General features: G+C 58.8%; 8 protein-coding genes. 4 read left to right on the forward strand and 4 right to left on the reverse strand.

Annotation, left to right across the window (positions count from 1 at the left end; all coding sequences use genetic code 11):
- The first annotated feature begins 11 nt into the window (after positions 1–11).
- From ACODS3_RS18045 to ACODS3_RS18055, 3 genes are all read left to right on the forward strand, one after another.
- A complete protein-coding gene (locus ACODS3_RS18045) occupies positions 12–800 on the forward strand; it encodes an alpha/beta fold hydrolase (protein WP_025261429.1) in 789 nt (262 codons plus the stop codon).
- A gap of 106 nt (positions 801–906) precedes the next feature.
- Positions 907–1,476, forward strand: a complete 570-nt coding sequence (locus tag ACODS3_RS18050) for a peptidylprolyl isomerase (RefSeq protein WP_025261430.1) — start codon at positions 907–909, stop codon at positions 1,474–1,476.
- Positions 1,477–1,584: 108 nt separating this feature from the next.
- Positions 1,585–3,417, forward strand: coding sequence for an ABC transporter ATP-binding protein (locus tag ACODS3_RS18055; RefSeq protein ID WP_489035567.1), 1,833 nt, complete (start codon positions 1,585–1,587; stop codon positions 3,415–3,417).
- Positions 3,418–3,459: 42 nt separating this feature from the next.
- On the opposite strand, the gene ACODS3_RS18060 is transcribed toward ACODS3_RS18055, so the two are convergent.
- Positions 3,460–4,587 (reverse strand): GNAT family N-acetyltransferase, encoded by a 1,128-nt coding sequence (locus tag ACODS3_RS18060; RefSeq protein WP_489035569.1) that lies wholly within the window; start codon positions 4,585–4,587, stop codon positions 3,460–3,462.
- Between the two features lie 272 nt (positions 4,588–4,859).
- Between ACODS3_RS18060 and ACODS3_RS18065 the strand changes: the two genes are divergently transcribed.
- Positions 4,860–6,125, forward strand: a complete 1,266-nt coding sequence (locus ACODS3_RS18065; protein ID WP_201000054.1) for a putative porin — start codon at positions 4,860–4,862, stop codon at positions 6,123–6,125.
- A gap of 275 nt (positions 6,126–6,400) precedes the next feature.
- On the opposite strand, the gene ACODS3_RS18070 is transcribed toward ACODS3_RS18065, so the two are convergent.
- The 3 genes from ACODS3_RS18070 to fadD1 all read right to left on the reverse strand — a co-directional run bounded on the left by ACODS3_RS18070 (position 6,401) and on the right by fadD1 (position 13,736).
- A complete protein-coding gene (locus ACODS3_RS18070) occupies positions 6,401–7,522 on the reverse strand; it encodes a beta-ketoacyl-ACP synthase III (protein WP_201000055.1) in 1,122 nt (373 codons plus the stop codon).
- Positions 7,523–7,842: 320 nt separating this feature from the next.
- Positions 7,843–11,754, reverse strand: a complete 3,912-nt coding sequence (hrpA, locus tag ACODS3_RS18075) for an ATP-dependent RNA helicase HrpA (RefSeq protein ID WP_201017314.1) — start codon at positions 11,752–11,754, stop codon at positions 7,843–7,845.
- Positions 11,755–12,044: 290 nt separating this feature from the next.
- Positions 12,045–13,736, reverse strand: coding sequence for a long-chain-fatty-acid--CoA ligase FadD1 (gene fadD1 / locus ACODS3_RS18080; protein WP_489035572.1), 1,692 nt, complete (start codon positions 13,734–13,736; stop codon positions 12,045–12,047).
- Between the last annotated feature and the right edge of the window lie 153 nt (positions 13,737–13,889).

A 13,889-nucleotide genomic window follows, 5' to 3' on the forward strand; every position in this document is an offset into this window, starting at 1 on the left:
GGAAGGACCCAATGACTTTTTTCGAACACGATGGCTGTTCACTGCACTACGAGGAATACGGCCAGGGCGAACCGGTATTGCTGCTGCATGGCCTGGGCTCCAGTTGCCAGGACTGGGAATACCAGATTCCGGTGCTGGCCGAGCACTATCGGGTCATCGTCATGGATGCACGGGGCCATGGTCGCTCGGACAAACCCCATGAGCGCTATAGCATCAAGGGCTTCAGCGCCGATGTCGAAGCCCTGATCGAGCATCTGCATCTGGGGCCGGTGCATATCGTTGGCCTGTCCATGGGCGGCATGATCGGCTTTCAGATAGCGGTCGATCAGCCTGGCCTGCTCAAGAGCCTGTGCATCGTCAACAGTGCGCCGCAGGTGAAGGTCCAAAGCTTCAGCGACTTGATGCAACTGATCAGGCGCTGGACGCTGTCGCGGGTGGTGAGCATGAACACGCTGGGGCATGCCCTGGGCAAACTGCTGTTCCCCAAACCGGAGCAGGCCGAACTGCGCCAGAAAATGGCCGAGCGCTGGAGCAGGAATGACAAGCGCGCCTACCTGGCCAGTTTCGATGCGATTGTCGGCTGGGGCGTGGAGAAAAAACTGTCACGGATCACCTGCCCGACGCTGATCATCAGTGCCGATCGCGACTACACGCCGGTGGCCCTCAAGGAGGCCTACGTCAAACAGTTACCCAACGCCCGGCTGGTGGTCATCAAGAACTCCCGCCACGCCACGCCGCTGGACCAGCCCGAGCAATTCAATCGCACCGTTCTGGAATTCATTGCGTCAACGAAGGTCTGAAAACCGCATGCGGGGTTTCAGGCTTTGTTCACACTGGGCAAAAAAAGCCAAACGTGGTTACCTTGCCAGCCACAGTCGACATCATCACTGAAGGACTCTCTGCCCCATGCTGAAAAAAATCGCCCTCGCCGCCTGCTCCGTGTTGTTCGCAGCCAACCTGATGGCGGCCCAGCCTCCAGCCAAGCCCACTCATGTGGTGCTCGACACCAGCTTCGGCCAGATCGAACTTGAACTCGCTGACGAAAAAGCGCCGATCAGCACCCAGAACTTCCTGGGCTATGTCGACAGCGGTTTCTACAACAACACCATTTTCCATCGCGTGATCCCGGGCTTCATGGTTCAGGGTGGCGGCTTCACCCAGTATCTGGTGCAGAAGAACACCAAGGACCCGATCAAGAACGAAGCTCAGAACGGTCTGCACAACGTACGCGGCACCATCGCCATGGCCCGCACGTCGAACGTGAACTCGGCAACCAGCCAGTTCTTCATCAACACCAATGACAACGCCATGCTCGACAACGGCGTACGTGACTACGGTTACGCGGTGTTCGGCAAAGTGGTCAAGGGCATGGACGTGGTGGACCAGATCGTCAACGCCCAGACCAGCAACCAGAAAGGTATGCAGAACGTGCCTGTCGACCCGATCCTGATCAAGTCGGCCAAGCGCGTCGAGTAAAGGGAATTCGGACGCATGCAGCCCAGGCTCAAGGCCGGCTGCATGCGCTCTGTCAGGGAGAGCCTCCAATCATCAAGGAGAACCCACATCGCGTGGGGATCATAGCCAATGCTTTATCGTCGTTTTGAAAAGCTGATCGATACCTTCCGAGACGCACCTACCGCCTCCCCGCCCAATACCGTTCTAGCGTTCTACGTCTATTACCTGCGCCAGGTATGGCCCGTTTTCACCGCGCTGCTGGTGGTCGGCCTGATCGGAGCGCTGATCGAAGTCGCGCTTTTCAGTTACCTGAGCCGCATCATCGACCTGGCCCAGACCACGCCCGCCAAGGATTTCTTCACGGTCCATGGCAGCGAACTGATCTGGATGGCGATCGTGACCCTGCTGCTACGCCCGGTCTTCGTCGGCCTGCATGACCTGCTGGTGCATCAGACCATCAGCCCCGGCATGACCAACATGATTCGCTGGCAGAACCACAGTTATGTGCTCAGGCAGAGCATCAACTTCTTCCAGAACGACTTCGCCGGACGCATCGCCCAGCGCATCATGCAGACCGGCAACTCCCTGCGCGACTCGGCCGTACAAGCCGTGGATGCCCTCTGGCATGTGCTGATCTACGCCATCAGCTCGCTGGTGCTATTCGCTGAAGCGGACTGGCGACTGATGATCCCGCTGATGCTCTGGATCGCGGCTTACATCCTGTCGCTGGTCTACTTCGTGCCAAGGGTCAAGGAACGCTCGGTGGTGTCCTCCGATGCGCGCTCGAAACTCATGGGCCGGATCGTCGATGGCTACACCAACATCACCACGCTCAAGCTGTTCGCCCACACCAATTTCGAGGAGCGCTATGCCCGCGAAGCCATCAGCGAACACACCCACAAGACCCAACTGGCTGCCCGGGTAGTCACCGCCATGGATACGGTCATCACCACCATGAACGGCCTGCTGATCGTGTCGACTACCGGTCTGGCCCTGTGGCTCTGGAGCCAGTCGCTGATCTCGATGGGCGCCATCGCTCTGGCGACAGGACTGGTGATCCGGATCGTCAACATGTCCGGCTGGATCATGTGGGTGGTCAACGGCATTTTCGAGAACATCGGCACCGTGCAGGACGGGCTGGAAAGCATCTCGCAACCGGTCACGGTCAACGACAAACCTGATGCGCCGCAATTGAAGATCGCCAAGGGCGGCGTGAAGTTCGAGGGTGTGGATTTCCACTACGGGAATGGCAACGGCATCATTCACAACCTCAACCTGGATATCCGGCCCGGTGAGAAAATCGGCCTGATCGGCCCTTCCGGTGCAGGCAAGTCGACGCTGGTGAACCTGCTGCTGCGCATGTACGACGTGCAGGCGGGACGGATTCTGATTGATGGCCAGGATATTTCCGAGGTCACCCAGGAAAGCCTGCGGGCACAGATAGGCATGATCACTCAGGACACGTCGCTGTTGCATCGTTCGATCCGCGACAATCTGTTGTATGGCAATCCTGGCGCGACCGACGAGCAACTGTGGGACGCCGTGCACAAGGCCAGCGCCGAAGAGTTCATCCCGCTGCTGTCCGACTCCGAAGGCCGCACCGGTTTCGATGCTCATGTGGGGGAGCGTGGTGTGAAGCTGTCCGGTGGCCAGCGGCAGCGCATCGCGATTACGCGGGTTCTGCTCAAGGACGCGCCGATCCTGATCATGGACGAAGCCACATCAGCGCTGGACTCGGAAGTCGAAGCCGCGATTCAGGAAAGCCTGGAAACCCTGATGCAAGGCAAGACCGTCATCGCCATCGCCCACCGTCTCTCGACCATCGCCCGCATGGATCGTCTGGTGGTTCTGGAGAAAGGCCAGATAGCCGAAACCGGCACCCACGCCGAACTGCTGGCCCGTGGCGGACTGTATGCACGCTTGTGGCAGCATCAGACCGGCGGGTTTGTAGGGGTTGATTGAGACAACCTGTAGGAGCGAATTCATTCGCGAATAAATTCGCTCCTACACGCCTGACTGCCGATACGGCAAAGCCCCTCGCGCATCCTCGGCGTAAGCCAGGATGCCGACCCGCTCCTGCTCCAGGAAGTCACTCACGGCGTCCTTCAATCCCGGATGCAGCAGGTAGTGCCAGGAATGGGTGATCTGTGGCTCGAAGCCACGAATCAGCTTGTGCTCTCCCTGCGCTCCCGCATCGAAACGCTGTAGCCCCTTTTCGATGGCGTAATCCATGCCCTGATAGAAACAGGTCTCGAAATGCAGGCGGTCGAATTCCGCCAGGCATCCCCAGTAACGGCCATAGAAACTGTCGCCACCGGTAAGGCTGAACGCCATGGCCACCGGACGATGGCCCTGACGGGCCAGCACCACACGAATCGCCTCGGGCATGCGTTCGGCCAGCAGGCTGAAGAATTCTCGCGTCAGGTACGGCGCCTGCCCGCGTACTTCATAGGTATTGGAATAGCAGGCATAAACGAAGTCCCACAGCACCTCGCTCATCTGCGCCCCTTCAAGCCACTCGAACTCGATCCCCTGCCCCGCGACCTGCTCACGCTCCTTGCGCATCTGTTTGCGTTTGCGCGAACTCAAGGCATCGAGAAAGTCCTGAAAGTCCCGATAGCCGCGGTTATGCCAATGGAACTGGCAGCCATAGCGCTGCAACCAGCCTGGCTGAGCACCCAGCAGGGCATCGGCAGCAGGGTCGGTGAAGTTCACATGGGCGCTCGACAAGCCTTCGCCTTGCAGATAATCCGGCAGCCCCGCGAGTAATTGCAGACCCGCCTCTGGCGTTTGCGCCAAGACCCGCGCCCCACTCACCGGGCTGAACGGCACAGCCGCAAGCAGTTTGGGGTAGTAAGCGATGCCCGCACGCCGACAGGCATCGGCCCAGCCGTGATCGAAGACGTATTCGCCGTAGGAATGCCATTTACGGTAAGCGGGCAATGCCGCAATCAGTTCGCCGTTCTCGTAATGAAGCAAATGCTCGGCCTTCCAGCCCGAACGAGGCCCGAGGCTGCCGCTGTCTTCCAGGGCACTGAGAAAGGCGTGACGAAGGAAAGGCTGGCCATCGGGAACCAGCGCATCCCAGTGCGCAGGCACAACATCACTGAGGCTGGCGGTTGGTAAGGACATGCAGGCTTTCCAGACTGATCGAAGGACGCAGCAGTATCCCCCATCGAAACGCAATGTTCACGAATTGTTGCTGCGAAGGCTCTAGCTCGCATGTTTACGACTTTTAATCGTCACCAACATGCCATCGTATTGCCACCTTACTGAAATAACCAGTCGCAATACTGGCGCCTGTTTTTAGAACAGAGGGTACTAACCCTCACAGCGCCCTGCCTGTTGGGTGGTTTTTACAAGGATGGTTTTTCGCCATCCGCTATTCAGTTATGGAGATTGACATGCGTCTTGTTTCTACACGTACTGCAGCCGCCCTTTCCGGCAGCCTGGCATTGGCCATGAGTGTTTCCGCCAACGCCGCAGTCGACGCTAAACTGCTGGACATGCTCAGAGCCAACGGCTCGATCAATCAGGCCCAATACGCTGAGTTGCAGACCGAACTGGCAAAAGACCAGCAGGCTCAGAAACAAGCGCTGGCAGATATCCAGCAGAGCAAGTCCGCCTCTCAAGCCGAGTTCGAGAAAAAGATCGCCTGGGCCACCAAGACCCAATTCAAGGGTGACGTGCGCGTTCGTCAGGAAACCATCAACATCGACGGCCAGACCAACGCTCAGGACAAAGACCGCCAGCGTATCCGTGCCCGTCTGGGTGCCTACACCGAAATCAACCCTCAGGTGAGCACCGGTATCCGTATCGCCACCGGCGGCAGCAGCGATGCACGCTCCACCAACCAGGATCTGGACGGCTACTTCGTCAAGAAGGATCTGTGGCTGGATCTGGGCTACATCGACTACGCCCCGACTGCGGTCAAGGATCTGCACGTGATCGGCGGCAAGATGAACCAGCCATGGGTCAGCATGGGCGACGTCATCTGGGATAGCGACATCAACCCGGAAGGTCTGGCGGCCACCTACAAACTGCCGCTGGGCGGCAAGACCGAACTGTTCGGCAGCGCCGGTCACTACACCCTCAAGGACAACATCGACGGCGACGGCACCCAGTTCCGTCACGACCTGACCATGTACGCCGGCCAGTTGGGCGCACGCTTCGCACCGACCGATGACCTGAAAGTCACCCTCGGCGGCAGCCTCTACGGTTTCCGTAACGACAAGGACAGTGCTGCCCTGCGCGTCAACGGCAACACCACCAACCAGTTCCGTCTGTATGAAGGTTTCGGCCAGATCGACATCAGCGGCCTGGCCTTGCCGCTGGCTCTGTATGGACAGTACGTCGTCAACAATGACAGCACTGACGATCAGGACACTGCCTGGCTGACTGGCGTGAAGACCAAGGTGTTCGGCTTCAACCTCGACTACAACTACCGCGACACTCAGCGTAACGCTGTGGTCGGTGCCTTCACTGACTCGGACTTCGCCAACGGCACTACAGGTTCACGCGGCCACAAGCTCAAAGTTGGTTACGAAATCGACAAGAATTTCTCTGTCGGCGCAACCTACTTCCTGACCAAAGCCGACTACGCTACTTCAACCAGCCCACGTGATGCAGATGTGAATACTCTGCAGCTGGACGTAGAAGCCAAGTTCTAACGCAAACTGGCTGCGCGTCGATCATGCGGCGTTGAAAACAGGCTCGTGCGCGAGTCCGATCGGAATGCTCATTTACAGCAGTAAAGTCGAGCGCGACTCCGACCGTTCCTCGCCTGTTTTCGCCTTGCCTGATCACCGCTCGCCGACGTTTCGTAAATAGCTACACGCTCTCGTTTTTGACAGGCTGGCCTTGGCATATCGATCCCCATCATCCGTCGATCTGCCAATGTCAGCCTGTCTTTCTTTTCAGGCTCTGTAGCCCTTCAAGTCCGTGATCAGCGCTTGCGCAGGATCACGCTGCCAATCGAATAACCCGCCCCGAACGAACTGAGCACGCCCAGCGCGCCTTTGGGCAAGTCGTCCTGATAGGAATGAAAGGCAATCACTGAACCCGCAGAACTGGTGTTGGCATAGGTATCGAGAATGACCGGTGCCTCTTCGACGCTGGCTTCGCGCCCGAGCAGTTTCTTGACGATCAGGTGGTTCATGCTCAGGTTCGCCTGATGCAGCCAGAAACGCTGCACGTCACTGGCATTCAAACCGTTTTCATTCAAATGAGTACCCACCAGTTCCGCCACCATCGGGCAGACATCGCGGAATACCTTGCGGCCTTCCTGGACGAACAGCTTGTCCGGCGCACCTTCACCTTCATCCGAAGCCCGATTGAGAAAACCGAAGTTGTTGCGGATGTTGTTGGAGAAGGTGGTCAGCAGTTTGGTGCTGACGATATCAAACTGATGCGCAGACGTAGCCAGATCGGCACGCTCGACAACCACGGCAGTAGCACCGTCGCCAAAAATGAAGTGGCTGTCGCGGTCACGGAAATTCAAATGTGCCGTACAGATTTCCGGGCTGATGACCAGCAACGCACGGGCCTGACCCAACTGCACGCTGTTGCAGGCGGCCTGAATGCCAAAAGTGGCCGAAGAACAGGCGACGTTCATGTCGAAGCCATAGCCCTGCACACCGAGGGCTGACTGGATTTCGATGGAAATGGCCGGGTAAGCGCGTTGCAGATTGGAACAGGCGACGATCACGCCATCGATATCGGCTGCAGTCTTGCCTGCGCGCTGCAAGGCTTGCTCGGCAGCGGCCACGCCCATCTGGCAGAGAATCGACCACTCGTCATTGGAGCGCTCCGGCAGATTCGGCTTCATGCGCTGCGGATCGAGGATGCCTTGCTTGTCCATCACAAAACGGCTCTTGATACCCGAGGCCTTTTCGATGAAGGCTGCACTGGACTCGCTCAGCGCCTCGACTTCACCACGCTCGATGGCGGCTGCGTTCTCGCTATTGAATTGGGCGACATAGGTATTGAAAGACTGCACCAGCTCTTCGTTTGAGATGCTGTTGGCCGGGGTGTACAGGCCTGTGCCGCTGATGACGACGTTGTGCACGGTCGTTCCTCTCTTATGAATGTTGCTGGTAGTAGTACGGTAAGTGGCGGCCAACAACTTATTGGAACCAGCGTACCAATACGCATGTAAAAACCGCCTGCAGGGGCAAGACAACACCCCGAGGCACACTTCAAGGCAAGGCGCGAAGTGTGCCATAACGGCGGGGGTTTGGCGCTAGTCAGGCGACCGGGAACGGTATGCAGTCTGTGTGGGACCGGATTTATCCGGGAAGAGGTCTGTACTTCCAGAGCCTCTTCATCGGCAGAGAGAATGCCTTCCCGGATAAATCCGGTCCTACGGTTTGTACAGGAATCGTGTTCTCAGGCTTCCACCTGACTCCACTGCTTGCTCAGACGCTTGTCCGATACGGGCATTCGGGTGCCCAGTTGCTGCGCGAACAGGGACACGCGATATTCTTCCAGCCACCAGCGGTAGACCACCAGTTCCTGATCGCGCTTGCCTTCCTGGGCATGTTTGGAAGCGCGGGCCTGATATTGCGCCCACAGGCCGGAGAGTTCGATGCTCCAGACCCGGTCCTTCTGTACCTGACCCGGCAGTTTTTCCAGACGGATCTCGATAGCTTTCAGATAACGCGGCAGTTCCTTGAGCCACTGGGCAGGGGTTTCGCGCACGAAGCCCGGATAGACCAGTTGCCCCAACTGGGACTTGATGTCGTTCAACGCCACAGCCTGGGACAGGTCGATCTTGCCCTTGAAGCGCTTTTGCAGGCCGTGCCAGAGCTTTAGAATCTCCAGGGTAAGCTTTGCCAGACGCTCTGCATGCTCGGTCCAGTTGCCACGCTTGCGCTCGGCCAGCGACAGCAGACCTGCGCCGTCACGGGGCAGCTCCGCTTCGCCTTCCAGGATGCACGTGTCGAGGCTCGCCAGCAGAATGTCTTCCACCAGCGCATCGATACGCCCAAGCTCGCGATGCAACAAGGCCAGCTCGGTTTGCCCCGGCAGCTTGCTGCGCAGGAACTTGGCCGGCTCTGCCAATTGCTGCAAGAGCAAGCGCTGCAAGGCCCGGCGATGTTGATACTCAGCCTCGGCCTGGGTCGAGAAGCGCCCTTCCTTGACCGTGCCCGCCTCTTCCACCAGAGCCGGATACACCGTCATCGACAGGCCGGCAATGTTTTGCTGAGTCTTCTGAGCCACCGGGGCAAATACCTTGGCCTCCACCGGCTGCTGACTTTTCGCGCTTTGCGGCACTGCCAGTGCTGCCTGGCTGGCCTCGGCAAAACGCGCCGTCAGCTCGGCCAGATCACGCCCCTCGCCAAGGAACTTGCCGCTGCCGTCGAGGATTTCCAGATTCATTTTCAAGTGGTTTTCAAGCTGCTGAGCCGCTTCGGCCCAGGCTTCGTCCGCCACTCTTGCGCCGGTCATGCGCAGCAGTTCACGCCCCAATGCCTGGGGCAAAGAGCCTTCGCCAAAGGTGATGCGCTGCAAGGCCGCCTTCACGAAGTCCGGCACCGGCACGAAGTTCTTGCGGATGGCTTTGGGCAGGTTGCGAACCAGCGCAATGCACTTGGTTTCCAGCAAGCCCGGCACCAGCCATTCCAGACGCTCGACCGGCAACGACAGCAACAGCGGCGCCGGTACGCGCAGGGTGACACCGTCACGGGGATGGTTCGGCTCGAAGTGGTAAGTCAGTGCCAGGCTCAGCTCACCCAGGCGCAAGGTGTCGGGGTACTGCGCGGCCGTCACTTCACTGGCTTCGCGGGCCAGGACGTCCTCTTCTCGCATGATCAACAGTTGCGGATTTTTCTGGCTATTGACCTTGTACCAGCTGTCAAAGGTTGCGGTCTGGTGAATCTCGGCCGGAATCCGCGCCTCGTAGAAACTGTAGAGCGTGTCTTCGTCGGCCAGAATGTCGCGACGGCGGGCCTTGGCTTCCAGTTCGTCCAGTTGCTCCAGCAGGCGAGTGTTGGCGCTCAGGCACTTGGCGCGGGACTGAATATCGCCACGCACCAGCCCTTCGCGGATAAACAGTTCACGGGAAACAACCGGATCGACCGGGCCGTAATGCACCGGACGACGACCGACAACGATCAGCCCGAACAGGGTGATCTGCTCGAAAGCCACCACCTGACCGCGCTTTTTCTCCCAGTGCGGCTCGAAATGGTTTTTCTTGACCAGATGCCCGGCCAGCGGCTCGATCCAGTCGGCATCGATTTTGGCGACCATGCGCGCATAGAGCTTGGTGGTTTCCACCAGTTCGGCGGTCATCAGCCATTGCGGGCGCTTCTTGCCTAGCCCCGACGATGGATGAATCCAGAAGCGCCGCTGCCGCGCGCCCAGGTAATCGCCCTCTTCCGCCTTCTGGCCGATCTGGCTCAGCAGGCCGGAGAGAATCGCCTTGTGGAATTTGGGATAGTCGGCAGGTTCCTTGTTGATCGCCAACTGCAAGTCACGGCAGATCAGGCTCAATTGCCGATGGGAATCGCGCCACTCGCGCAGCCGAAGGTAATTGAGGAAGTTGCGGCGGCACCAGTTGCGCAACGGGCTGGCCGTCAACGCCTGGCGCTGCTCCTCGAAACCGCGCCACAGATTGACCAGCCCGGCAAAGTCCGAATCGGCATCCTTCCATTGCGCATGAGCCTGATCGGCAGCCTGCTGGCGCTCGGGCGGACGTTCGCGCACATCCTGCACCGACATGGCGCTGGCGACGATCAAGACTTCCTGAAGGCTGCCCTGCTTCGCCGCTTCAAGCAGCATGCGGCCCATGCGCGGGTCGACCGGTAGCCGCGCCAACTGGCGGCCCAGCGGCGTGAGCTGGTTTTCGCGATTGACGGCGGACAGCTCCTGCAACAGGTTGAAGCCGTCACTGATGGCCTTGCCGTCCGGCGGCTCGATAAACGGGAATGCCGTGATTTCACCCAGACGCAGATGCAGCATCTGCAGGATGACCGCCGCCAGGTTGGTGCGCAGAATCTCCGGGTCCGTGAATTCAGGACGCCCGTTGAAATCCTCTTCGCTGTAAAGACGCACGCACAACCCGGGCTCGACCCGGCCACAGCGCCCTTTGCGCTGGTTGGCACTGGCCTGGGAAATCGCTTCGATGGGCAGGCGCTGGACCTTCGCCCGATAGCTGTAGCGGCTGATGCGCGCAGTACCGGTATCAATCACATAACGAATGCCCGGCACTGTCAGGGAAGTCTCGGCGACGTTGGTCGCCAGCACCACGCGCCGCCCAGGGTGCGACTGGAAAATCCGCTGCTGTTCGGCAGGCGACAGGCGCGCATACAACGGCAGAATTTCCGTGTGCTTGAGTTGAGCCTTGCGCAGCACTTCCGCCGCGTCACGGATCTCCCGCTCGCCGGGCAGAAACACCAGTACATCACCAGGGCTCTTGCGTTCGCTGCGCTCGAAAGCCGCCAGCTCATCCAGTGTGGCCAGAATCGCCTGATCGACTGTCAGGTCCTCTTCGACGCTATTGCCTTCTTCGTCCTGTTCGCTGGTCAGCGGGCGATACCAGGTTTCCACCGGGAAGGTGCGACCGGACACTTCGACGATGGGCGCCTTGTCGAAGTGCTCGGAAAAACGCTGCAGGTCGATGGTGGCGGAGGTGATGATCACCTTGAGGTCCGGGCGACGCGGCAGCAGGGTTTTCAGATAACCCAGCAGGAAGTCGATGTTCAGGCTGCGTTCGTGGGCTTCGTCGACGATGATGGTGTCGTAGCGTTCCAGAAAGCGGTCATGCTGGGTTTCAGCCAGCAGGATGCCGTCGGTCATCAGCTTGATGAGGGTATTGCTGTCGCTTTGATCCTCGAAGCGCACCTGATAACCGACCAGTGCGCCCAAGGGCGTGGCCAGTTCTTCCGCAACCCGGCTGGCAACGCTGCGCGCCGCGATACGGCGGGGCTGGGTATGGCCGATCAGGCCGTGCTGGCCGCGACCGATTTCCAGGCAGATCTTGGGCAACTGGGTGGTTTTGCCCGAACCGGTCTCACCGGCAATGATCAGCACCTGATGCTTGAGCAGCGCTTCCTTGATTTCATCGCGCTTGGCGGCAATCGGCAGGTTTTCGTCATAACGGATCACCGGCACACTATCGCGCCGCGAAGTCACCTGAGCAAAAGACGCCTGCACCTTCTCCACCCACTGCGCCAGCTTCGCTTCGTCAGGCTTCTTGCGCAGCTCATGCAGTTGACGACGCAAACGATGGCGATCGCTGATCATCGCGTGATCGAGGTTTTTCAGCAGTTGGTCGACGGAGGGAGATTCTTCGGTCATCAGGCGCGCAGGGTCTTTTTGCAGATGCGGAGCGCGGATTGTCGCAGATTTGCAGGGGGGATGCTTTTGCGAATGACGTGGGAAATCAACCGCTGCCTCGGCGCTGTCACGCAATCACAAGGAGTAATGCCGATCAGTCAAGGCACAAACAACACGTGTGGGAGGCAGCTTGCTGGCGAAAAAGGCCTGAAACTGGCAGATATTCTGCGTCGTACGCTGAAGTCGCCAGCAAGCTGCCTCCCACAAAGTGATTTATTGACCTTAACTGATCGGCATTACAAGGAGCAGGCTTACTTCTTGACGCCCAGCTTTTTCAGCTCTTCGTCACGCAGTTCGCGGCGCAGGATCTTGCCGACGTTGGTGGTCGGCAGAACATCCCGGAACTCGACGCTGCGCGGTACCTTGTAGCCGGTCAGGTTGGCGCGCATGTGCTCCATGACCTGCTCTTTGGTCAAGGTGACGCCAGGTTTGGCGACCACGAAAACCTTGATCGCTTCGCCGGATTTTTCGTCCGGTACACCAATGGCTGCGCATTGCAGTACGCCCGGCAAGCCTACCAGCACATCTTCCAGCTCGTTGGGGTAGACGTTGAAACCCGAGATCAGAATCATGTCTTTCTTGCGATCGACGATACGCATGTAGCCATCGGGCTGGATAATCGCGATGTCGCCCGTCTTGAGCCAGCCTTCGGCATCGAGCATTTCGTCGGTGGCTTCCTGGCGCTGCCAGTAGCCCTTCATGACCTGAGGGCCTTTGACACACAACTCGCCCACTTCACCCAATGGCAACTCGTTGCCCGCATCGTCGATGACCTTGCACAAGGTCGAAGGCACGGGAATACCGATGGTGCCTATCTGGATGTTGCTGATGGGGTTGACCGTCGCCACCGGGCTGGTTTCGGTCATGCCGTAACCTTCGCAGATCGAGCAATTGGTGACTTCCTTCCAGCGCTCGGCCACTGCCAGTTGCAACGCCATACCGCCAGACAGCGTGACTTTAAGGCTGGAGAAGTCCAGGTTGCGGAACTCCTGGTTATTGCACAGCGCAACGAACAGGGTGTTGAGCCCCACGAAACCGCTGAACTTCCACTTCGACAACTCCTTGACCATCGCCGGTAGATCGCGAGGGTTGCTGATCAGGATGTTGTGGTTGCCGATAAGCATCATCGACATGCAGTGAAAGGTGAAGGCATAGATGTGGTACAGCGGCAGCGGCGTGATGAGGATCTCGCAACCTTCATGCAGGTTGGAGCCCATCAGCGCCTTGCATTGCAGCATGTTGGCGATGAGGTTGCGGTGGGTGAGCATCGCGCCCTTGGCCACACCTGTGGTGCCGCCGGTGTATTGCAGCACCGCGACATCGGAGTTCGCGGGCGAGGCTTCCTTGACAGCCTGACCACGGCCCTTGCTCAGGACGTCATTGAACTTGATGGCGTTGGGCAGGTGATAAGCCGGCACCATCTTTTTCACGTATTTGATGACGCTGTTGATCAGCAGTCGCTTGAGCGGCGGCAGCAGGTCGGCCACTTCGGTAACGATGACGTGCTTGACCTGGGTCTTGGGCACGACCTTCTCGGCCAGATGCGCCATGTTCGCCAGACAGACCAGTGCCTTGGCACCGGAATCATTGAACTGGTGTTCCATTTCCCGCACGGTGTACAGCGGGTTGGTGTTGACCACGATCAGGCCGGCCCGCATGACTCCAAATACTGCTACAGGATATTGCAGGACGTTGGGTAGCTGGACCGCGATGCGATCGCCGGGCTGCAGGTCGGTATGCTGTTGAAGCCAGGCGGCGAAAGCACCCGAGAGTTCGTACAGCTCGCCATAGGTGATGGTCTTGCCCAGGTTGCTGAAGGCCGGTTTATTGGCGAAGCGCTCACAAGACTGCTTCAATACGGCCTGGACGTTGGGGTACTCATCAGGATCGATGTCGGTAGCGATACCGGACGGGTATTTATCCTTCCAGAAGTTCTCGATCATGCAAGCCAGCTCCGTAGCGATAGCGAATTCTTCACATCGCTGTACGCGATGATTTTTTTGTGTTTTGGAATTATGCAGTTCCCGCTTTTTCCGCTGAATGACTGGCAGAAAGCGGGCCGAGATTAGCAGCTTTGCCAAAGGCCGCCTAGAGGC

The sequence above is a fragment of the Pseudomonas sp. FG43 genome (assembly GCF_057809175.1).